This is a genomic window from Peribacillus sp. NPDC006672, assembly GCF_050274955.1.
Lineage (GTDB): Bacteria > Bacillota > Bacilli > Bacillales > DSM-1321 > Peribacillus.
In genome coordinates this window covers 310,433-333,209 of record NZ_JBNNOR010000003.1, presented here as the reverse complement: position 1 = coordinate 333,209, position 22,777 = coordinate 310,433, and the positions used below count along the sequence as shown (strand labels likewise).

The following is a 22,777-nucleotide window of genomic DNA, read 5'->3' as shown; positions in this document are numbered from 1 at the left end:
CTTACGCAATGTATTGAATGAATGCTCATTCATTTTTAATCCAAAAAATTTTGAATATTTTTTCTTATTACTAATATAGAATAAATTTGGAAATTCCGCAATGATTAAACAGGAAAAAAATATTTTTTTCTCCAAATTACTTTGGTTATTTCTCCTCTGTTCAGTAAAAAATAACCGGGCAGGAGGTGAATTATAAAATGAAGAGTAAAAATACTCCTTCTAAAGCAGCTGTAAGTGCAGCAAGCGTAAAAGGCAATGCCGGCCCTGGCGGTGAACGTCAACATGGAATCAATAAAGTGAACAGCCAGAACAATCAGTTCAAAAAATAAAGCCTTCTTATTAGAGCAGCCGTCCCTTATCCGGGGCGGCTCTCGCTTTCTATTTCTTGAAAAGGCCTTTTAAAACGAAAGCAATATTGGCTGGTCTCTCCGCAAGGCGGCGCATGAAATACCCGTACCAATCCGTACCATAAGGAACATACACCCTTACCTTATATCCTTCTTTAACAAGTTCAAGCTGCTTCTCATTACGTATGCCATACAACATTTGAAATTCAAATTGATCCTGGGGAATTCCCTCTCCTTTGACCAAGTCCCTCGTATAATCAATGATTTTATCATCATGTGTGGCAACGGCTGTATAATTGCCATTCAGCAAATGCTTCTTGATAATTTTCTTAAAATTTTCATCGACGTCTTTTTTCTCGGAAAAAGCCACTTCCCTTGATTCTTTATATGCTCCTTTAACAAGTCTTAGACTCGGATGGTATTCATTCAGCTCCTCAATATCCTTTTCGGTCCGATACAGATATGCTTGGATGACAGTCCCCAATTCATTATATTCAGCCTTTAAGTTTTTGAATACATCCAAAGTCGGCTGACAGCGCGGAAAATCTTCCATGTCAAGCGTCACGAAAACCTTATGGGCTTTGGCTTCTGCTAAAATCCTCCGCATGTTATTCATTACGACTCGTTCGGATACATCCAGGCCCATAGAGGTTAGCTTCAGAGATAATTGTGAATCGAGTTCATTACTGCCAATCATGCGAATCGCTTCTATACACTCATCTGCCATCTTCCTTGCTTCTTGTTCATTTTCTATGAATTCACCTAAATAATCAATGGTAACAGCAAGCCTTTTCCTGTTTAGGTCTGCAATCACAACTGAGGCCATATCCAATGTTTCTCCTGCCACGAAACGCGAGGCTCCAAACCGTAATCCGTATTTTTTCGCTGCCATTGTCATGCTTTTGTTCTTTGATAAAAAAAGAAATAGATTCCTCAATATTCTTTCCATCTGCATTCCCCCTCCAAATCATTTTGGAAAATAGATGCACAAGATTATCTTACCATTTAATTCAATTTTCAGAAATTTAGAATCAAGAATAAAAAAATTTCTTGAAGGGAAAATTAAGTACGTTTAAAGAACACCGAAGGAGGTAGAATGATGGAACAGCAAAATTCGATTAACAGCCAACAGCAGTCCACCGGCTATATGAAACAGCCACCGGAAATGATTTCGGTGAAAGACAGCTTATACTTAACTGATATGCTTGCATGGAATCTGAATGCGGTTAAAAAAGCACATTTTTTTGCCACACAATGCAAGGACCCGCAAATCATTGATGCATTAAATCGGTGCGGACTCATGCATCAACGCCATTACGATACCATTTTAAAACATTTGGACCCGAACCAACACCAGGGTCAACAACAATACCAGTAAAGGAGGGTACTTGATGCCCAATCAAAATAAAGTCCAAAATCCAGAATCCCCCGTGGCAAAGACGCCTCAAATGAATGACAGGGATTTTATAAATGATATGCTCACAACTCAAAAATACTTTAGTAACTCCTATTCCGTTGCCTTGAATGAAATGAGTAACCAAGCATTATTCCAAGACATTTTCTCCGTTTCGAAAGAAAATCAGGAGATGCAGCGTGAGCTCTATAACCTTATGTTCGAAAAAGGCTGGTATAGTTTAGAGAAGGCGCAAGCAACCAGCTTAGGCCAATCGTATCAACAATTTTCCGGTTATAAAAATCAATTTCCATCTGGTACGAACATTCAATAAGCAAACATTCAGGGGGGTGTATTCTGCTCCTTTTGTTTTTGTGCTACAAGTAAAGCCGGCCCATGGGGGGCCGGCTTTATTTTTAGATATCCGTTGAAAACATATACTTCTTATAGTGATACCGAATGCTGAATATTAAGCCCATGGCCATCATGTTCCCCATTAGCGAGCTTCCTCCATAACTGATAAATGGAAGTGGAATCCCCGTAATCGGCAAAAGGCCAACCGTCATGCCGATATTTTGAAAAACATGGAACGTCAACATGCTTATGACACCAACACAGATATATGTATAGAAGTTATTTTTCGTATCCATTCCCGTTTTTGTTATGTGGTAAATCAATAGGAAAAACAAGGAAATGATGATACTTGATCCGATGAAGCCGAATTCTTCACCGATGATGCTGAAAATGAAATCCGAATGACTCTCAGGCAAATACACTTCCCTCGAACCGATTCCCTTGCCTGTGGTCTGGCCGGAGCCGATAGCCAGTAAGGATCTGGTTAAGTGATACCCCTCGGCGCTCGCATAATCATATGGATAAAGCCATGAATAGATCCGGCCGAATTGATAGGTTTTTACCCCTAAGTATTTTACCAGGATCTCCGGCTTCCAAAGGACAAAGTATAGGATCGTCGAAGCGACGGCAATTCCTCCCGAAACGACCGGCAGCAGAATCTTCCATGATACACCTGATATAAAAATCATTCCGAGCATGATTGACAAGAAGACAAGCCCTGTGCCTAAATCCGGCTGTTGCATGATTAACAATAGCGGAGCACCGGTCACGAGACCGATTTTAAAAAGCAGCCAGAAATCCGTTTGAATCGTTTTCAGCGTGTTTTTGAGATGATGGTTTGATATAACATTTGCTAAAGCCAAGATCAGAAAAACCTTCATGAATTCCGATGGCTGAATCGATCCGATTCCAGGCAGGACGAACCAGCTTCTTGCACCATTTATATTAGGTACGATGCTTGTTGGCATTAGGATCAACAAGAAAAGCAAAAACAATCCGAATCCATAGGCATACCAGGAAATTTTTTTCAGTTGATCCGAATCAAGGGTGATAAACCCTAATACGATTCCAATCCCCACTATATACCAAAAGATTTGTTTGATTAAGAAGTTTTCACCGTACTGTCCAGTCGTTTGGGCACTATAGATTGCTAAGCAACTTCCTACGCATAGTAACAGCAATATTGTGACCAAAGAAAAATCTATTCTAGATGAAAATTTATTTTGTTCTTCCATACTTAACTCTCCCTTAAAAAGGCTCCTGCGATACAACTTTAAATACACTTATTCATTATACTTTAAACAAATAAAATCACAACTATATCGAAGAATAGTTTACAAGCTTCATGAAGCTATTTCCATGCAGTTGGAGGAATTTGATAAATATGTTCAGGATGAAATAAATAAAATACCAGAAGATCAACGTGTGCTCGTTACAGCCACGGCCAGTTATAGAGACAGGAAGGTTCGACCCTTCCATCAAGCTTGCTTACAAACTAGCAAAGGTGTTTCAACTTACCATTGAAGATGTATTTACTTTTGAGGAGGAGTTATAATGGAGGGTTTTAACTGGGGTGCTTTTTTAGGAATTACGCTCGGCATTATTATCGGACTGACTGGATTATTGTGGGGACGCCGTGCCGCTGCCAAACAGTGTGGATTAGATGAACGTTTTGACCTCATCCGAACCAAAGCACGGGCATCCAGCTGGTTTTTCACTTTTATTGCGACATGCTTTTTTTCTGCTTATTACCATTTGGTGTAAAACTTTCTGTCGCTCCTGTCATTGGCATTGTTACTCAATTTTCATGCTCTATTATCACGCTAAGCTTTAACCGATTCAGTTATCCGACTTTAACGATATGGCTAAAGACGCTAATCCCAATTCAATACCGCAAAGCACAATCAAACATAATAAGGTTTGAATCATCTTTATCCCTCCTTTAAGATTTGTTTCAATCTTAAAGGATGAAACCCATACCAGCACAAGACCTTATTTGAAGAAATCTTCAGCAGCCTTGCTCTGTTCTCTTGCTCTGAAATGGGTTTCATAGGGTACACTATAAAAAAAGAAAAATGGTGATCCCATGACAAACATTAAAGAAATTGCTCAATGTGCTGGTGTATCTGTCTCAACAGTATCTCGTGTATTGAATAATCATCCTTATGTAAGCCCTGATAAGAGAGAGAGCGTTTTACAAGCCATTGATCGCTTGAATTATTCGAGAAACATCAACGCCATTCATCTTTCAAAAGGCAAAACAAATCTTATCGGCATCATCATCCCCTTCACCAATCACCCATATTACGGGGCAATCGTTAACGGAATTACTAAACAGGCAAATGCAATTGGGTGTCATATAGTGATCTTTCAGACCCATTATGAAAGAGAGAAAGAAATCCAGGCTTTGAATATGCTGCAAATGAAGCAACTCGATGGCATTATCGTTTGTTCAAGAATATCGGAAATGAAAATCCTCTTGGATTATCAAAAGTATGGACCGATTATCTTATGTGAAGATACAGCCCAGGCTGAATTCTCATCCATCAGCATTGATCATTATGCAGCATTCTCCTGTGCCCTTGAATACGTGATCGCTAAAGGATATAAGAAAATTGGATACAGCCTCGGCCGTAAAAAGAGCAGGAACAGTTCTCTTCGAACAAAGGCCTTTAACGATATCATGAGTAAACATCAACTTATAAACAATAAAGAATGGCTGTTTGAAGGCAGTTATCGCATTAAAGACGGTGTAAAGTTGTTTGAGGATTGGCATTCGATGATAAGCAAACCTGAAGCCATCATCATCACTAATGATGACACGGCTGCAGGGTTCATACTCACCGCTAAGAAATCGGGTGTGAGGGTACCTGAAGATGTGGCCATTCTGGGCTTCAATAATGATAGCCTGAGTGAGATGCTCGACATCACGACCATTTCCTTGCCTCTAGAATGGATTGGAAAAATGGCAGTGGATCTATTTGAGAATCCCGAAGCGGTCCAACATGTAAAATTGGACTACGCCCTTATTAAAAGAAGGACCGTTTAATAGATTGTTATCAGAATGGCTTTACTTTTATACCGTTTCCTCTTCCAATCTTTCGGTAACTAGGAAAAAATAACCGCATAAAATAATCATTGCGATATCCCAGAAGTTATTTTATAATTTTGATATAGTAAAGTTTACTCAGTTACTAGCAAACTAGTAGCGTTTGCATGAATTTTTTTCATGAGTACGATCGTACGGCGTCAATTACAAGCTGGCGCTACGATATAAGAAAATTGAATACTTCCTCATTTACCGATGAGTTAGAGGCTGCAGCTTATAAAAGTAAAACGGACGAGATTCTGGAAAATTCGAGACTCCGTTTGAAAGGATAAGTTGCCGAAGTTAGGGTATATTCCATGTATATTCTCGCTGGCGGTGTCACCGAACAGGAACATCACTGTCACGTTTTTTCTAAAAGCGTGGGGAGCTATCTTCGGAAGGATAAACGGGTTTATTATAAACAGCCGTCGATCTTTTTCGACTGCTGTTTTTTTATATTTCGTTCCCTTCCAATAAAAAGGAGTGTAACATCAATTGTCAAATTCACAATCAGCATCAAGCCCTACTGAATTAAAAAGGAGCCTGAAAGCGCGGCACTTAATGATGATTTCATTAGGTGGAACGATTGGAACAGGTTTATTTTTAGCAAGTGGCGGTGCCATTCATTCAGCCGGACCCGGCGGTGCCTTGGTGGCATACGCGATCATCGGCATCATGGTTTATTACTTAATGACGAGTCTTGCAGAAATGGCAGCATACATGCCAGTGGCCGGTTCGTTCCGTGTATATGCATCCAAATTCGTCGATCCGTCTTTCGGTTTTGCGATTGGATGGAACTACTGGTATAACTGGGCAATCACCATTGCCGCTGAATTAGCAGCCGTTGTCTTAATTATGAAGTTCTGGTTTCCTGATAGTCCTTCCTTCATCTGGAGTGCTATTGCGTTAATCATTATGTTTCTTATCAATTACATGTCTGTTAAAGGTTTTGGGGAAGCAGAATTCTGGTTTGCCATGATCAAAGTCGTGACAGTCGTCATTTTCTTGATCACTGGTGTTCTGATAATTCTCGGGATCATGGGTGGGAAAGACCCAATTGGTTTTTCCAATTTCACAATGGGCGAAGGTCCCTTTAATGGAGGGTTCTTCACGATTCTAGGCGTATTCATGGCTGCCGGCTTTTCATTCCAAGGAACAGAATTGCTTGGAGTGACGGCTGGTGAAAGTGAAGATCCAGAAAAAAATATCCCTAAAGCGATCAGATCCGTTTTCTGGCGCATCATCTTATTCTATATCCTTGCAATTTTTGTAATTGGAATGATCATTCCGTTTACGGATTCACGTTTATTGAGTGAAGATGTTGCCGTAAGTCCATTCACGCTTGTATTTGAACGGGCTGGCCTTGCATTTGCTGCATCCATCATGAACGCGATCATTTTATCATCCGTACTCTCCGCCGGCAACTCAGGCATGTACGCTTCAACCCGTATGCTATGGGACTTGGCACGTGATGGGAAAGCACCTAAATTCCTTGGCAAGTTAGATAAAAGAGGAGTACCTGTGAATGCACTTATCGTGACTTCTTTAGTTGGCTGCGTTGCATTCTTAGCTTCATTTTTCGGAGATGGTGTCGTTTATATCTGGTTATTGAATGCTTCAGGCATGGCAGGATTCGTCACCTGGGTCGGGATTGCGATCGCCCATTATCGATTCCGCAAAGCCTACGCAGCTCAAGGCCTTGATATGAATGCTTTACCGTACCGGGCCAAAGGCTTCCCATTCGGGCCAATATTCGCGCTTGTCCTATGTATTATCATTATCATTGGACAAGGCTATCAAGCTTTCAGCAGTAATGGGATCGACTGGAATTCAATGTTCGTTTCCTACATTGGCTTAATTCTATTTTTCGTCCTATGGTTCGGCTATAAAATTAAGCATAAAACAAAAGTCATTCCTCTTGAGGAATGTGACCTTAAATCAAAATAATACTAAAAAGGACCTGGTCTTCTCTAACGGAGAAAACCAGGTCCTTTTTCATTTCAAATGATAAACACGGCATTCATATGGACGCAGAGGCATTCTCGAGATTCCTTTTTCCCCCTGTTCATAATTACCGATCAGCCTTGTAGCAGAATATGAATTTAGCTCTTCTGGCAAAGAATAAGCGGCATGCTCCTCTTTAAAGTTGCATAACACTAACAGCTTTTCTTCTTCGAACGTTCTCGTATAGGCAAATATTCGTTCATCATCTGGACAGAGCAGTTCAAAACGGCCATAAACGACAATTTCATGTTTTTTGCGTAATTGGATAAGCTTTTTATAAAAATGAAAAATGGAATTTGGATCATTGTAGGCTTTTTCTGCATTAATCTCGGGAAAATTGGGATTGACCTTAATCCAAGGACTCCCTTTCGTAAATCCTGCGTTCCGGGAGTCATTCCACTGAACCGGTGTCCTCGCATTATCCCTGCTTCGGGCGTGAATGGCTGACATCATCCGCTCTTTTAACCAGCCATGCGAATTGACAAGTTCGTCATATGAATTCAACGTTTCAATATCCCGATATTCATCAATGCTTTCAAATGCAACATTGGTCATCCCCAACTCTTCCCCTTGATATATATAAGGTGTGCCTTGAAGCATATGAAGACAGGCGGCAAGCATCTTTGCGCTTTCAATACGATACTCTCCATCATTTCCAAACCTTGAGACAATCCGGGGCTGATCATGATTGTTCCAGTATAAACTGTTCCAGCCATCCTCCTCCAAACCAGTCTGCCATTTGGAAAGAATTCGTTTTAAATCGCTTAGCTTCCACTTTTCGTTACTCCATTTCCCTTCTGGTCCGCCCCCCAAATCCATGTGTTCGAATTGAAAGACCATATGTAGTTCACCACGATCTTTACCTGTGAACAATTGCGCTTCCTCCGGTGTGACTCCTGGCATCTCCCCAACGGTAATCACGTCATATCCGGAAAGTGCCTGTTGATTGATTTCCTGTAAAAACTCATGTATGCGCGGGCCATTCAGGAAAAAGGGGCTTCCATCACCAAACTGCTTCCCATGCTGAACGGATCCATCTGAATAGCTCTGATCTTTTGAAAGGAAGTTGATGACATCCATCCGAAAACCATCGACACCCTTATCCAGCCACCAAGTCATCATGCTGTAGATTTCTTCACGGAGCTTAGGGTTCTCCCAGTTTAAATCCGGTTGTTTCTTGCTAAAAAGATGTAAATAATATTCATCAGTTTCTTCATCATATTCCCATGCCGAGCCTTTAAAAACGGACTCCCAATTATTTGGCTCTTTCCCATCCCTTCCAGGTTTCCAAATATAATAATCACGCTTTGGATTGTCTATTGAGGATCGGGATTCCTTGAACCACGAATGTTCATCTGAAGAATGGTTGACCACCAGGTCCATCATGATCTTCATTCCACGTTCATGCACCGCCTTCAGCAATCTGTCAAAATCAGCCATAGTCCCGAATTCAGTCATGATTGATTGATAATCACTGATATCGTACCCATTGTCATCATTGGGAGATTGATAAACGGGGGATAACCATATCACATTCACACCCAGATCCTGTAAATAATCGAGTTTCATAAAGATCCCGTTTAAATCCCCTACCCCATCTCCATCACTATCCATGAAACTCCTTGGATACACTTGATATACAACTGCCTCTTTCCACCATGATTTGTCCATGCCTTTCCTCCCTCTTTAAACGCATTGACATATTCACTACACCAATACCCCTATTATAAAGGGAGAAACTTCAGAATATTCTTCTTTTATTCTACTATTCCCGTTTGAATCATTTCAATATCCAAATCCACCTCGATTGGAATATGAGGATAGGCCTCCTCCCAATGTTTTTGATTGAAATTTCTTGTTTTACTTTTAGCGATATCACCGAGTGCAATCGGATCTATGTTGTTTTCCTGAAACATGGTTACCATCTCATTTAATTTTTCACCAATGACATGTTCTGCTTTGGCCTCTATTTTATTCAGGTCGACCGATTTACCCAAGTCATAACCTTGGACCTCTAGCAGGCTCGCTTTTAATTTCACTTCAATCCGGACTTTGGGGTCTTGATTTGCATTCCTGATATCATAATGGACACGTGATTCCACATTAGTGATATCTGTAAAGTCATTTTCCTTCCATTTAATTTCATAACTCCCTAGCTTAAAATTTTCACTAAGGACTTTGAATAAAAACCCGTGCTCATAAGGGATATATTTACCGATATACTTGTCCCTTTTAAAAAGGGCGATACCCTTTACACGCATATGGTCTCCTGCAGTTTCCAATAAGGGCATGACCGGATCGATTCCTTTACCATGACACGCATATAAATACCTGTGCAAATCTACATCAGGCAAATTAGTCCTGATATTCTGTTCGATCAGCTCTTTCACTTGGACTCCTGAAGTTTTAATCAACCTCGGCTCCATTTTAACTACATCCTCCGCTTTTCCATGAACGACCGCTAAATATAGATCCCTTCCCACCATTGGGTCACGCTTATATGTATCAATATAATCATTCAAGCCCTTACCTGCCAATTCTTCACCATAGAGAATGACTGTCAGTCTCCCGCTGACAATCGGGAATGGTGTTTTTGCATTTTCTTGCTGGCGGGCAGCCTTTATATTATGGGAGGTCGCTTCATATACTTCTTTACCTAGGTTTGCTTTTTCCCCAGGCTGAGGAACGCTGACAACGACCGTTCCTTTGACTTTTTTATCTCCGGCATCATCATAACCTACGACTTCAGCAATTGAAATATCTTCTAATATTTGCTTCTCCACCCCGCACGCTGTCATCAGGAAACAACCTAATGTAATCAAGATAAGTTTAATTTTCATGGATTACGACCCCTAACTTTATAGACAATCGACTGCCATATGAATAAGAGAGGAAGGTACAAATAAACGATATAAAAACCTATTTGCGAACTGATTGTGTTAAACCTATCGATTCTATAGCGGTTATCCAAAAAGTAGCAGGAAACTAAAATGATAAGCAGGATGTAAACTAACATCTTTTTCTGTCTAAATCCAAAAACTCTTTTCACTGTTCTGCTCGCTGCCCAAACCCCTAGGCAAACATTCGGCAGCACCATGAACAGCCAAACAGAAATCCCTATATGTTCAAACCTTTCAATGAATGGAAGGTCCACAAATTTCCATAAAGTCAATGTAGCCCAAATTACATCTTTCAGCTGTTCTTGATGATAGTAGGCTAATGAGACAATAATGAATACTAAATATATCGACATAGTAAACAACACACCTAAGTGGGCCCACTTTTGAGAGTGTTCACGCTTTTTAATGAATGGGTAATAGATCAGGAGTAATTCAAAACCAAGGTAATTCAGGGTCATTCTCTTACATGCCTTCATGATTTCCAAAAAGGAATGATCAAGTAAAGGACCCAAATTTTCAAAGTGGGCGTGCTTCAATGGGAAATAATTCAAAAGGAATAACGGCGATCCAATAATAAGTCCGATTATACAAAAACCAGTAATGGCCCTAAACCCTCCCACCACAAAACTATAAACGAGAATTAGAATGATGGTTAATAGCATCATGACATTAACACCAGGGAACATCCAAACCTGAATGACTTCCAAATAAGTCCTGATAAGAATGATTGAGATCATTAGAAAGTAGAGGATGAACAAAATGTTGAAAGCATTTCCTACCCATTTACCAAACAAATCTTTATGGATGGCGATCAAATCAAGTGTTTGGGGGCCCCTGCCTAAAAGCTTGAAACACATCCAAAGCAGAACATTTATGATTAACCCTGAAATGAGGACCGATATCCATGCGTCTTGACCAGCCTCTTTCGCTATGACCCGTTCAAATCCCAATATCCCTACTCCAATCTGCATGCCTGGTATGAGGAAAAAAACAAAAAATGGAGATATTAGTTTAGTTTCATTTGGTTTGACTTCCATACATTTTCACCGCTTTCTACGCCTTATTCATCAATATCACTTTGGGTACTTTTAGTTTCCTCCTTCCTCCTTATCCTTAGTGGCTTTTCCGTCCGCAGAAATTGTGGGCGTTTGGTCTGCTTTGTAAAAGGGAGGCGAATTAAACTATCTTTAAAGTCATGAATCCTCAACGGGTAAAGAGGGTCTAAATATGGACTGCCAAGCGAAGTCAATTTCAATAAATGACTTAAAATGAATGCACTGCATAAAGCTATTCCGAACAGTCCGTATAACTGCGCTGCAATTAGAAAAGGGAAACGGATAAGGCGAATCGTATTACTGATTTGGTAAATCGGCACGGTAAATGAAGCCAAGGCAGCCAAAGCGACAAGCATCAATAGAACATTACTGACAAATCCCGCTTCAACAGCAGCTGTACCTATGACTATACCGCCAACAATGCCGATGGTAGAGCCCACCTTAGCAGGCAGCCTAACCGCTGCTTCCCTCAGCAACTCGATCGTTCCTTCCAGCACGATCGCTTCCAAGATCGGCGGAAAAGGGATCACTCCCCTTGATGAGATTAAGATTGGCAACAAATCAGTTGGGATCACCAGATAATGATAGGTTAAAACGGCAACATACAGAGGTGAAGATAAAACGGAAAACAGGACTGCGAAAAGACGAATCAAACGGAATGAAGTACCAAGATTCCAAATTTGAAAATAATCCTCAAATGACGAAAAGAACGAAATGATGGTGTTGGGACCAACTAATGCATGAGGCGATCCATCCAGCATAATCCCTATTTTCCCTTCTGATAATACACTGGCCAGATGGTCAGGCCTCTCCGTATCAATCAGTTGCGGAAACATCGAATTCCGATTATCCGTGATCATCTGGCTTACAAACGAAATATCCACGATCGTATCATACTCTATATCATCTATTCTCTGCATGACTGTTTTAATGATCTGTTGATTTACAATCCCATCTATGTAGAGCACGACTAACCTGGTTTGCGAGATGCTCCCAACCCGAAATTCCTTGGACTGCAATTCAGGAATGGGTAACCGATTACGAATTAGATTCAAATTCGTATCAAGCGATTCAACAAAAGCCTCCTTTGGCCCAGCGACTGTATACTCCGACTCGGGTATGGAAGTTTGCCTTTTCACACTGTGAGCACAAGGAATCAGCAAACACATTTCATCATCTTTATTGTATTGAATCAAGATCGATCCTGCCAAAACGGACCTTTGAATGACGTTAATATCAGTTGTCACTTTCATATCTTCCATCGGAACATCGCTTTTTAATTGCTTAAGGTCCTTCTTTGGTTGATTAGAGATGACAGCCAGTACTTGTTCATGGAGCTGTTGATCACTAACAAGTGAATTGAAATAGGAGATTGTATAGCCATTTTCATCCGGGAATTGGAAGGTAAGGAAATCATTAGATACTTCAAACTTTTTAAGAAGTTCTTGAAAATCCTTGGAAGTAACCTGAAATGCTGTTGCATCCACTTCCTTCCTGCCCTTAAAAAACCTCACTAATTCCACCTCCCATTGCCTGTCTTGTGTTTTTTATTGTAACCACCCTCTTTAAAGTTAGTCATGATTCTACCGATCCCAAAAACCAACTCGATGCTGAACCTTTAGTTTTTTCTTGAGAAAGGAAAAGACTTATCCGGATTCCATGCCTAGCATGATATCAACGGATAAGCCTTTGCGTCTTCATTCATTTAACTCTTGCCAATTACTTTTGGTTTGGAAAAATGCGTGTTACAAGTTCACGGAACTCATCAGCGAATCCTGCAACTGGTTTTCCATTCTGGATGTCATTCGCATAATTATGCATTCTTTGAACAAAGTCTGGGTTTGCCGAAACATAAACGTTGTCTACCGATGGATCTGCTCCTCTTACTGCATCTGCAATCTTTTCTTTAAGGTCATTCGAGATATCTTTATCCCCACCGTCACTTAATACTGCCCCAACATATGCATTATTGTCAGTCACGATGACCCTGGCGTTCTTTACTTCCTTCAAAGCTTCAACACGATTTGAGATATCATCAGCGACCCTCATATCGTTTGCACCATTATCATTAACATTATCGTTAACATTATTTGTATTTCGCCTCGTATCGCTTACATTCATCGGATTATTTAAATTATCCTGATTCGTACGATTCAGGCCAAGGTTTTCATTGGCACCTTCTTTATTATTAGTAGCACATCCTGTTATCACTAAAGCCATCATCACACTTGATACTATCGCCTTATAATTCATATTCTTAACTCCTTTCAAATCGTTTAATATTACTATTTACGAGGAGTGGGTCGATTATTCATAAGAAGTGACTTTCGGGTCCGATACTTCCCACCAAAAAAAGCCAACGATACCAAATGCACCGCATGCTAGGCCGTTAAATACATGATGCCTACCAGAACCCCATTCCAGTTCAAATGGCATACAGGGTTCCCATAGGCAGGATTTTTATCGCCGATGATAAAAAAAACTAATAATTATGCCAGCAATCATTATATTTTAAACTCGTCGCTTATCTTTGTCCTCTCTAAATACAGAAAAAGCCCGAAAGGTCATAAATCATAACCTCTCGGGCTTTTCCCCCTCCGTGAAAGCAGATCCCTGCGTCTTTTGGACCAATCCGGTAAAATTTCAACCGAGGAACCCTGGAAACCTTTTATTCCCATACGATATCAGCATCCTAAATTATGTCAAATACCTATGCATCGCTTTTGTTTCTAAGCTTCCACTTGTCACCTTTTATTGAAAACCAAATATTTTTGAATGGTTCCGGTGTTTTTTTAGCGGCATCAACCGTATATAGTACGGCCTCTTTTTTATATTGAACATCTTCTGTAATTTCTAACTGAGTCATGGCGAGTTGGTCCGTCTCTGATTTAATCTGATCCGTTTTTGCCTGAATGCGTGAAACAGTTTCAGCCACACTTTCAATTGTCGGTTTGGATTCCTTAAATGTTTTGAAAGCAAAAAAAGCGAAATAGATGATCGAACCGATAAAGAGGGCAAGACTAATATATACAATAACCACCTATGATTCCTCCTTTTATTTTACCTTTACTATACCCGTAATACTTGAGCAGAAAACGGATCCCCATGTATTTTCTTTTATGCCTGGTCATATTATTGAAAGAAAAAGGAGGAATGAAAATGAATCATATGCCTCTACTTAAAGCCTGTTTTAAAGCTGGAATAAACTTCATTAGACATATAACCATACAGCAGGCTGCCGTTATAGCAGGAATCATTTTTTTGATCATTCATCCAGAAGTTTTAAGCCCCCTTTGGCTTACATTGGCAACCTCCGTCTTGGTATTGATTCTGCTTTGAAGATTGTTGAAAACTCCTTTAGTGATCTCCCGCACACCAGTTCCGCTAAGGACCGCTTGAACTGCGCCGGCGCTCGAAATAGGATAACTGCTATTTCCCACTTGATGACATAGGCGAATAAAGTAAACAGGCTATATGGAAATACATACAGAACAAGAAGACAACATGATGTGTAAAGTATACTCCATGAATGAACAAGAAAAAACGATATTTATTCCGATGACCTCCTTATTCATAACCTTCACCTGATGAAAAGTTATTGAAAATGGTTTGGTCCAGCTATCCCTGCACCTTTAAAAAAGACTTTCAGAGAGTGAACTTATCCAAATCATGCAAAATAGATATACTTGGAGCAGAAGAAGAGCTCAACATACAAACGATTGCAATCCTTAGGCACAATTCTATATCTGAATGATAATCCCCTCCTGCAGCGCATCCATCCATGGATATTAGACCTTGCTGCCGGGTTTTTTTCATATTCCCTCCTGTCTATAAAATTTAATCAATCGATTGATTAAACCAGAGAGAACTTCACTACGTTTACCATTTTACCGACAAGTAAAAAAACAAATAGAAAATTACAAATTATGTGTATAATTAAACTATATTCATAACCTTCAAGGAGGAATCAAAGTCATGGATACTCTCGTTCAACAATTAAGGAATTTGCCCACCACGGCCATTTCAGATGCAATGGAAGGATTGAACAATCTGGATTCAGCGATTAAACCTTTAAAAGAAGAGTTTCATTTTGCCGGACGTGCTTTAACTGTACAGATGCCAGTCGGAGATAATTCAGCCGTCTTGAAAGCAATCGGCGAAGCAAATCCTGGAGATATAATAGTCGTAGACAGCAAAGGGGATACATACCGCGCTATAGCAGGTGACTTTGTTGTCGGCATGATGCAGACCATGGAAATTGGCGGTCTCGTAGTCGATGGAGTCATTCGTGATCTTGAAGCCATTAAAGAAATGAATTTCCCCGTTTTCAGTAAAGGGACAACGGTTGCCTCAAGTGGCAAGGCAGGTGTAGGGCAAACCAATATCCCCATTTCCTGTGGAGGTGTCACCGTGTTTCCAGGTGACATCATCATAGGGGACATAGATGGAGTCGTTGTCGTGCCACAATCCAGGGGTGAAGAAATCCTGATCAAAGCAAAGGATAAAATCATGAAAGATGAACTGCGTGCCGAAAAATATGCAGGAAAACCTGAAGAAATAAGAAAGTATATTGCCATGATGACCCATAAAGCATGATCTAACGTATATAAAAAACAGGCAGGAAGCAATGGCTTCCTGCCTGTTTTTCATTTAGCTTATTTATCGGAATCGGCTTCCTTTGAACCTTCTTCATTATATGTGTAATCATAATCAGCAGGGTTAATCGGCTTAAAACCATTTGGAGTATAGAAACGGAGTAAGTCACCGTTCACCACTTGGTCGGATAAATTGAGCATCTTTTCAACTCTCTGTTTATAATTGAGGATGTCATCGTTTTCCTCGACCATTTCTCCTGTTTTCGTATCGAAGTATTTTCCTTTGATGGAAGTAACATCCGGTGTTACAAAATCACCATTCCTGAAAGGTACCACTTCATTATGATCTTTAGACAATAAATCAGAACCGAATTGTACATAATCTTTAGATTCAATTCCTAACAAATGCAATAAAGTCGGGAGAAGGTCAATCTGTCCTCCGTATTGGTGCATTTCCCCGCCTTCAACACCTGGAACATGAATCAATAATGGTACACGTTGCAATTGGGCATTCTCAAACGTGCCTACTTCTTTGTCCAGCACTTGTGACATGGCTCTGTTATGGTTTTCCGAAATACCATAGTGATCACCATACATAACGATTACCGAGTTATCATATAGGCCTGATTTCTTCAGATAAACGAAAAATTCTTCAAGCGCTTCGTCGGCATAGCGGGCTGTTTGGAAGTAACTATCAACAGATGCATCACCCGTCGTTTGTTTACCAATTGTTGCTTTTTCCTGGTCCATAGCATATGGGAAATGGTGAGATACTGTTATGAATTTTGTATAGAAAGGCTGTTTAAGCGTTTCTAACATAGGAATAGATTCTTTAAAGAAAGGCTTATCCATTAATCCATAACTTAATACTTCTTCTTTATTTTCCATATTATAATGGTTTGCATCGAAGAACTGATTAAAGCCCAGAGACTTATACATATTATCCCGGTTCCAGAAAGATTTGTAATTACCATGGAACACAGCAGATGTGTATCCTTGTTGTCCTAAAATCGCTGGTGCCGCTTGATACGTATTTTGGGAACGGTTTGTGAATGCTGCCCCCTGTGGTAAACCAAACAGAGAATTTTCGAGCATGAATTCAGCATCCGCCGTTTTCCCCTGACCAACTTGATGGAAGAAATTATCAAAATACATGAAATCAGATTTATTATGTGCAAGTGAGTTTAAAAATGGAGTTACTTCTTCCCCATTCAACTTATAATCAATCAAGAAATTCTGCATGGATTCCAAATGCAGGTATATGACATTTTTACCTTTTGCTGCACCAAAATACTTAGCGTTCGGTTCAGCGCTTGTTGCCTTCGTATAGTTGACCACTTCGGCGATATCCGTGCTATTTGCAGTTGCACGCTGAGCGTACGTTTTAGTATTCTGAACGGCATCATAGACCGTATAGTTGAACATGCCCAAATATTTGACAATATAATTCCGGTCGAATGTTCTTGACAATAATTGCGGGCGATCCTTTTCAGCAAGTCCTAAATTAATAGCAAAAATTGCAAGCCCTGCAAGATAAACCATTCCAACCGTACGGCGTTTAACTTTGAAGTCTTTCACTTTAAAGTCTTTGAATTTATATAAAACAATTAAAAGAACCGTATCAAGGAAATAAAATACATCATGAGATTTAAATAATGCTATAGTACTCGGTCCTAAATCCCCGAAATTTTGTACTTGTGTCATGGTTGATAATGTAATGAAATCGGTAAATGAACGGTAGTATACAATATTGCAGAATAGCCATAAAGACAACAATAAGTTCAACCTGATGATCCATTTAAACGATTTTTTACCTTTCGCCAATAATGCCAAGCCAAAGAATAAAATAGCTGAACTAATCGGGTTTATGAACAGTAGGAACTGTTGCAGGCCATTTTCAAGACCTAAATTAAATTCAACTCGATATCCAATATACGTTTTTATCCAAAACAAGACTACCGCAACAAAGAAAAAGCCTAGTATGTTATTTGCAAATAAATGCTGGCTCTTTTTAAGAAAATTATTCATGCTTTCACCTCTATTAATCTAGTGGTTTATTTATATAAATTTTTGCAGACTTACAAAAGACGGAAAATCGGAAACCTTATGATAGCATTCTTTCAATCAGATAGTCAAGATTGTGCAAACCACCTTTTGTCACATCAATAACCCTTATGATCCAGAACACTTTTTTAACTTATGAACAACTTTTGAAAAAATAACAGAGTTTCAACCGTCTTGATTGTTCAGCACATCTATAACAAATATATAGGAATTCCATGTCTTAATCCAATAAATATCACCGTAATTTTTTTGGGCGACTATGGAATACCGTCACTATTTTGTTTAACTTCCTTCAGGCTTTTACCATTATAAACGACTATTTATAAAAACACCAGTACATTACAAAATATGTAAAGATGTAAATCTTCAACCTTTGAATGCTATTAGATATGTAAGGGATTTCTTTCCCGATGATTCGACATCTGAAATTTGATTGCCGATTACATTGATGCATTGCTCCCCGCACTTTCTATTTCTCTTTAAGAACCAAAAGCCTGCTTATGTTCACCCGTTCATTTAATGCATCCTCCTGCGTTAAAATCCCATAAAATAACAAAAGGTTTTGAAGCCTGTTTCTTAAACTCATTTCGCGTTATATCGACATCATTCCCGTCTTGACTTCAGTTGATCTACTTTTATTGAATTAATTTCCCCTGATAGTAAATGACACCAAATTTACCTTTATTAATTGATGTAAAAAGTATGAAATCATTCTTAAATTCATGAATGTTCACGTCTTATTTTCAGGACTATTTACCAATCAATTTACTAAAGTTCACATAAAATACAATTTTAACTCAGACCAGAACCGGAAACTGTATCAAGCTTCCATGCAGATGACATTATAATAGGAAGAAACTATTTTTTCCTTGTTGTTATTTGATTGGGCTGAAGAGTTATTTTGTAGCCGCCCACATAAGCCCTAGAAGCTGCACTAGGCGTCAAATATGAGCCTTGTCCTATTTATTTCCCTTTATTGGGTGTGAAGACCTTATACACTGTTGTAACTGGGGGTTATTGGTTTCCTTTACAAGTGAATTCTTTTCTTCCCTTTGTTATTATATATACTTTCATTCAGCTTTATTATAAAAAATAAAAAAAATCCTGTCCTCAATCGAGGGCAGGATTTACTTTTAAACCATATTTATTTACTTAAGCCCTTCAGAAACTTCTTTAACCATTTCGTCAACAGATTCTAAACCGCCGCCAGATAAGTACCAGTAGTTAGGATCAAGATAAATGATGTTTCCTTCTTTAAAAGCCTTTGTATTTTTTACAATGTCATTTTCAACAGTTTCTTTTGCTGCAGCTCCATCACCGGCAACTGCATCTCTATCTACAACGAATAGGTAGTCAGGATTCTTTTCAGCAATGTATTCGAAAGAAATACTTTGACCATGTGTAGATACTTCCAATTTATCATCTACAGCAGGTACTCCGAATACATCATGGATAATTCCAAATCTTGAATCCGGTCCGTAAGCACTCACTTTTCCACCGCTAGCAAGAACGATTAAACTAGTTTTATCCGTCGGAGCTTTTTCTTTCAAAGCATTAATGTTTTCTTCAACACTTGCCAATTCTTTAGCTGCTTCGTCTTTTTTATCGAAGATTTTACCCAAAAGTGTTACGTTTTCTTTAAAGGATTCCATATAATTTGCAGTATCTACACCTACATAAACAGTAGGGGCAATTTTACTTAATTCTTTATAAGCTTCAGATTGACGTCCAGAAATCAGGATTAAGTCAGGAGCCATTTCATTGATTTTTTCGAAGTCAGGTTCTTTTAAACCGCCAGCATTTTCAGTTGTACCTTCATATTTAGAAAGGTATTTTGGAAGGCCATCATGAGGAACAGCTGCTACTTCCACACCCAATTTATCAAGAGTATCAAGAGCACCCATATCGAATACAACAACTTTTTTAGGGTTTGTTTTTACTTTCGTTTCGCCTAGTTGATGCTTAACCGTAAATTCTTCGCTTTTAGCACTTTCTTTTTTCGCACCTGATTCTTCTTTTTCCTTATCTGATCCGCAAGCTACAGCCACTACAGCCAGCATTGCAACTAAAAGCAGTAAAGATAATTTCTTAATCATTATGGTCACCTCGAAAAGTATTTTTTTATTTAAAATTACAGATTGAATCCACACCTTAACAGAATTCACCTGCATCGCTTTTCCCTGCATATAAACAGGAGGCGGCTATAACCTTGGGCGCCCGCCAACTTTTAACAGCCTAATGAGCGTATGAAGTGATTCTGAGACGGCTGCGAATACTGAAGTAATTTAAAACCAAATGGCATTGTCTTAAGTGAAGTACACACAGATCTTATTATCATTGATATTTTGGATTTCAATATCCATATCATAGATTTCCTTTAATACATCGGAATTGATCACTTGTTCGGTAGGGCCATTATGAACGACCTTGCCATCCTTCAATGCGACAATATAGTCGGAATAACAGGATGCAAAATTAATGTCATGAATGACGATTATGACCGTTTTCCCTAATTCATCGGCCAATCTCCTCAATACCTTCATGATTTGGACGGAATGCTTCATATCAAGATTGTTCAGAGGCTCATCAAGAAGTACATACTCCGTATTCTGAGCAATAACCATGGCGATGAATGCACGCTGCTGTTGCCCGCCGCTAAGCTGGTCAAGAAATTTATCCTGCATTTCGCCAAGTTCCATATATTCAATCGCTTCATCGACATACTTCCAATCCTCTTTAGTCAGTTTACCTTGTGAATAAGGAAAACGGCCAAAGGCGACGAGTTCACGAATCGTTAAACGTATATTGATGTGGTTAGCCTGCTTTAAGATGGCAATCTTTTTCGCAAGTTCATTGCTATTGAATTTCCCCATATCCTTACCCTCGATCAGGACTTCTCCTGAATCCCGGGTAATGAGCCGGCTGATCATTGAAAGGACTGTACTTTTCCCCGCTCCATTAGGACCGATGAAGGATGTGATTTTCCCTTTCGTTATTTCAATGGAAACATCCTCGACAACCGTTTTACTATTATATTTTTTGAATAAATTTTTCACTTCTACCATGATTTATTCTCCTTTAATAGAAGATAGATGAAATAGACACCGCCGACAAAGTTGATAATGACACTCAAGGTGGTAGTGAACGTAAAGATCCTCTCTACAATGAATTGGCCGCCGACCAAGGCAATCACACTGATCAGCATTGCACCCGGGATGATATGTTTATGCTGATGGGACTTAATGAATTGATAAGCCACATTTGCAACAAGTAATCCGAGGAACGTGATTGGACCGATCAGGGCAGTTGAAATGGAAATTAAAATCGTGACGACGATTAAAACCCGTTTCGTGACAAAGTCGTAATCCACACCCAAGTTTATGGCTTGGTCCCTCCCTAGGGACATGACATCTAAATACTTCAAAAATCTCATAAAATATATCATTGCCGCTATCATGAGGATAATCGCTAATGTTAACAGGTCAGTGTTGACATTATTGAAACTGGCAAACATTTTATTTTGTATCATTTGAAATTCATTCGGGTCAATCAATACCTGCATGAATGAAGACATGCTGCCGAATAAGGTCCCGAAGATGATACCGATCAGCAATAGAAAGTAAATATTTCGGTTTTTCTTAAACATGAACTTGAACAGCAGGCTGGAAAAAATAAGCATGACCGTAAGTGTAACCAGGAAATTGAGATTTTTATTCATGATCATGATATGCGTTGAACCGAAGAGGAAAATCACTCCCGTTTGGATCAGCATATACATGGAGTCCAGCCCCAAAATGCTTGGTGTCAGGATTTTATTATTCGTAACCGTTTGGAAAATCACTGTTGAAAAGGCTATCGCACAACCTACCACGATAATGGCAATGATTTTTATGACCCTTCTCGGCAGTGCATAATCCCAATTCGGACCAAGGTCCCAAAATATGTAACCTGCCGTTAAAGCTGCTGCCAGAACAGCTAATATAATGATCTTACTTTTATTATTCATATGCCTTTCTCCTCATTATCAGATAGATAAATACGGCGCTTCCTATCACACCAACCACGAGTCCAATCGGAATTTCAAATGGATATATGATGATCCTGCCCAGAATATCGCAGATCAATAGGAATACTGCCCCTAGCAATGCTGTATGAGAAAGACTCTTTTTCAAATTATCACCAAGGTATAGGGATACAATATTTGGTACGATCAATCCTATGAAAGGAATCGTTCCCACCGTTAACAGGACAACAGTGGAGGATAATGCCACGATAATCAACCCAAAATTGACTATAAATTTATAATTGAGCCCTAGATTGATAGCAAACTCCTCACCCATCCCTGCCACAGTGAATTTATTGGCAAAGAAGTATGCGAGAATGACTAAAGGGATACTTACATATATAAGTTCGTACCTTCCCGACATGATCATCGAGAAATCACCATTCATCCATGTGTTGAGGCTTTGAATCAAATCATACTTATAAGCAAAGAATGTCGAGATGGAACCGACGATATTACCAAACATCAAACCAACCAATGGAATGAAAATCGTATCCTTATATTTCACTTGATCAAGAATTTTCATGAACAAGAATGTACCTGCCAAAGCGAATATGAAAGCGAATGCCATTTTCTCAATAAGTGCTGCCGATGGAAAAATGATAATGGCAAGAAGAAGTCCAAGCCTTGCAGAATCCATGGTACCGGCAGTTGTAGGAGATACAAATTTATTTCGGCTCAATTGCTGCATAATTAGACCGCTTATACTCATCACCACGCCGGCAATGATTATGGTCATCATTCTGGGGAAACGGCTTTGCAGCATGATTTGCACTTTATCATCACTTAGATCCAATAAATCCAAGGGGGTAATATCTTTTACACCAATGAATAATGAGGTAAATGATAAAACAATTAACGACATGACTAAATATCTTATCTTCATCTACATTTCCTACTCTTCCTATCTCAAT

General features: G+C 39.3%; 23 protein-coding genes and 1 riboswitch. Of the genes, 8 read left to right on the top strand and 15 right to left on the bottom strand.

Annotated features, from left to right (window positions below; translation table 11 throughout):
* Nucleotides 1–197: 197 nt before the first annotated feature.
* On the top strand, nt 198–329 hold the full coding sequence (locus ACQKKK_RS07480) for a YuzL family protein (RefSeq protein ID WP_427615240.1): 132 nt from the start codon (nt 198–200) through the stop codon (nt 327–329).
* Between the two features lie 49 nt (nt 330–378).
* Here ACQKKK_RS07480 and ACQKKK_RS07475 read toward each other — a convergent pair whose 3' ends face one another.
* Nucleotides 379–1,296: a proline dehydrogenase family protein gene (locus ACQKKK_RS07475; protein WP_427615239.1), complete on the bottom strand. Its 918-nt coding sequence runs from the start codon at nt 1,294–1,296 to the stop codon at nt 379–381.
* Nucleotides 1,297–1,443: 147 nt separating this feature from the next.
* Here ACQKKK_RS07475 and ACQKKK_RS07470 point away from each other — a divergent pair, with 147 nt between their 5' ends.
* Nucleotides 1,444–1,725, top strand: coding sequence for a hypothetical protein (locus ACQKKK_RS07470; protein WP_427615238.1), 282 nt, complete (start codon nt 1,444–1,446; stop codon nt 1,723–1,725).
* A 13-nt stretch (nt 1,726–1,738) separates the two neighbouring features.
* A complete protein-coding gene (locus ACQKKK_RS07465; protein WP_427615236.1) occupies nt 1,739–2,074 on the top strand; it encodes a spore coat protein in 336 nt (111 codons plus the stop codon).
* An 82-nt stretch (nt 2,075–2,156) separates the two neighbouring features.
* On the opposite strand, the gene ACQKKK_RS07460 is transcribed toward ACQKKK_RS07465, so the two are convergent.
* Nucleotides 2,157–3,329 carry an FtsW/RodA/SpoVE family cell cycle protein gene (locus ACQKKK_RS07460; protein ID WP_427615234.1) on the bottom strand — a complete coding sequence of 391 codons (1,173 nt, stop codon included), beginning with the start codon at nt 3,327–3,329 and terminating at the stop codon, nt 2,157–2,159.
* Between the two features lie 319 nt (nt 3,330–3,648).
* Between ACQKKK_RS07460 and ACQKKK_RS07455 the strand changes: the two genes are divergently transcribed.
* The 3 genes from ACQKKK_RS07455 (at nt 3,649) to ACQKKK_RS07445 (ending at nt 7,129) form a co-directional block, all read left to right on the top strand.
* Complete coding sequence (locus tag ACQKKK_RS07455) at nt 3,649–3,858, top strand: hypothetical protein (RefSeq protein WP_427615232.1); 210 nt, start codon at nt 3,649–3,651, stop codon at nt 3,856–3,858.
* A gap of 322 nt (nt 3,859–4,180) precedes the next feature.
* Complete coding sequence (locus ACQKKK_RS07450; RefSeq protein WP_427615230.1) at nt 4,181–5,143, top strand: LacI family DNA-binding transcriptional regulator; 963 nt, start codon at nt 4,181–4,183, stop codon at nt 5,141–5,143.
* 253 nt (nt 5,144–5,396) lie between these two features.
* A riboswitch (Lysine riboswitch) is annotated at nt 5,397–5,581 on the top strand.
* A 96-nt stretch (nt 5,582–5,677) separates the two neighbouring features.
* The gene (locus tag ACQKKK_RS07445; RefSeq protein WP_427615228.1) at nt 5,678–7,129 is read left to right on the top strand and encodes an amino acid permease; all 1,452 of its coding nucleotides are present in this window, start codon (nt 5,678–5,680) and stop codon (nt 7,127–7,129) included.
* A gap of 48 nt (nt 7,130–7,177) precedes the next feature.
* On the opposite strand, the gene ACQKKK_RS07440 is transcribed toward ACQKKK_RS07445, so the two are convergent.
* The 7 genes from ACQKKK_RS07440 to ACQKKK_RS07410 form a co-directional block, all read right to left on the bottom strand.
* Complete coding sequence (locus ACQKKK_RS07440) at nt 7,178–8,857, bottom strand: glycoside hydrolase family 13 protein (RefSeq protein ID WP_427615226.1); 1,680 nt, start codon at nt 8,855–8,857, stop codon at nt 7,178–7,180.
* A gap of 86 nt (nt 8,858–8,943) precedes the next feature.
* On the bottom strand, nt 8,944–10,026 hold the full coding sequence (locus ACQKKK_RS07435; RefSeq protein ID WP_427615224.1) for a Ger(x)C family spore germination protein: 1,083 nt from the start codon (nt 10,024–10,026) through the stop codon (nt 8,944–8,946).
* The gene (locus tag ACQKKK_RS07430; RefSeq protein ID WP_427615222.1) at nt 10,023–11,123 is read right to left on the bottom strand and encodes a GerAB/ArcD/ProY family transporter; all 1,101 of its coding nucleotides are present in this window, start codon (nt 11,121–11,123) and stop codon (nt 10,023–10,025) included. Before ACQKKK_RS07430 ends, ACQKKK_RS07435 begins: the two co-directional genes overlap by 4 nt.
* A 23-nt stretch (nt 11,124–11,146) precedes the next feature.
* A complete protein-coding gene (locus tag ACQKKK_RS07425; protein WP_427615221.1) occupies nt 11,147–12,655 on the bottom strand; it encodes a spore germination protein in 1,509 nt (502 codons plus the stop codon).
* 205 nt (nt 12,656–12,860) lie between these two features.
* Nucleotides 12,861–13,394, bottom strand: a complete 534-nt coding sequence (locus ACQKKK_RS07420; protein ID WP_427615219.1) for a YhcN/YlaJ family sporulation lipoprotein — start codon at nt 13,392–13,394, stop codon at nt 12,861–12,863.
* Nucleotides 13,395–13,448: 54 nt separating this feature from the next.
* A complete protein-coding gene (locus tag ACQKKK_RS07415) occupies nt 13,449–13,577 on the bottom strand; it encodes a hypothetical protein (RefSeq protein WP_427615217.1) in 129 nt (42 codons plus the stop codon).
* 274 nt (nt 13,578–13,851) lie between these two features.
* Entirely contained in the window at nt 13,852–14,181 is a 330-nt protein-coding gene (locus ACQKKK_RS07410) for a DUF948 domain-containing protein (protein WP_427615216.1), read from the bottom strand.
* A 119-nt stretch (nt 14,182–14,300) separates the two neighbouring features.
* Between ACQKKK_RS07410 and ACQKKK_RS07405 the strand changes: the two genes are divergently transcribed.
* Complete coding sequence (locus ACQKKK_RS07405; protein WP_427615214.1) at nt 14,301–14,480, top strand: hypothetical protein; 180 nt, start codon at nt 14,301–14,303, stop codon at nt 14,478–14,480.
* A gap of 306 nt (nt 14,481–14,786) precedes the next feature.
* Here ACQKKK_RS07405 and ACQKKK_RS07400 read toward each other — a convergent pair whose 3' ends face one another.
* Complete coding sequence (locus ACQKKK_RS07400; protein WP_427615213.1) at nt 14,787–14,957, bottom strand: hypothetical protein; 171 nt, start codon at nt 14,955–14,957, stop codon at nt 14,787–14,789.
* Nucleotides 14,958–15,116: 159 nt separating this feature from the next.
* Between ACQKKK_RS07400 and ACQKKK_RS07395 the strand changes: the two genes are divergently transcribed.
* Complete coding sequence (locus tag ACQKKK_RS07395) at nt 15,117–15,737, top strand: RraA family protein (RefSeq protein WP_427615211.1); 621 nt, start codon at nt 15,117–15,119, stop codon at nt 15,735–15,737.
* 59 nt (nt 15,738–15,796) lie between these two features.
* Here ACQKKK_RS07395 and ACQKKK_RS07390 read toward each other — a convergent pair whose 3' ends face one another.
* From ACQKKK_RS07390 to ACQKKK_RS07370, 5 genes are all read right to left on the bottom strand, one after another.
* Nucleotides 15,797–17,764 carry an LTA synthase family protein gene (locus ACQKKK_RS07390; RefSeq protein ID WP_427615210.1) on the bottom strand — a complete coding sequence of 656 codons (1,968 nt, stop codon included), beginning with the start codon at nt 17,762–17,764 and terminating at the stop codon, nt 15,797–15,799.
* A 1,184-nt stretch (nt 17,765–18,948) separates the two neighbouring features.
* The gene (locus ACQKKK_RS07385) at nt 18,949–19,893 is read right to left on the bottom strand and encodes a siderophore ABC transporter substrate-binding protein (protein ID WP_427615314.1); all 945 of its coding nucleotides are present in this window, start codon (nt 19,891–19,893) and stop codon (nt 18,949–18,951) included.
* Between the two features lie 213 nt (nt 19,894–20,106).
* Complete coding sequence (locus ACQKKK_RS07380) at nt 20,107–20,865, bottom strand: ABC transporter ATP-binding protein (protein WP_427615209.1); 759 nt, start codon at nt 20,863–20,865, stop codon at nt 20,107–20,109.
* Nucleotides 20,859–21,806, bottom strand: a complete 948-nt coding sequence (locus ACQKKK_RS07375; protein ID WP_427615207.1) for an iron chelate uptake ABC transporter family permease subunit — start codon at nt 21,804–21,806, stop codon at nt 20,859–20,861. The genes ACQKKK_RS07380 and ACQKKK_RS07375 overlap by 7 nt, the downstream gene beginning before the upstream one ends.
* Nucleotides 21,799–22,749, bottom strand: a complete 951-nt coding sequence (locus ACQKKK_RS07370) for an ABC transporter permease (protein ID WP_427615206.1) — start codon at nt 22,747–22,749, stop codon at nt 21,799–21,801. The genes ACQKKK_RS07375 and ACQKKK_RS07370 overlap by 8 nt, the downstream gene beginning before the upstream one ends.
* Nucleotides 22,750–22,777 lie beyond the last annotated feature (28 nt).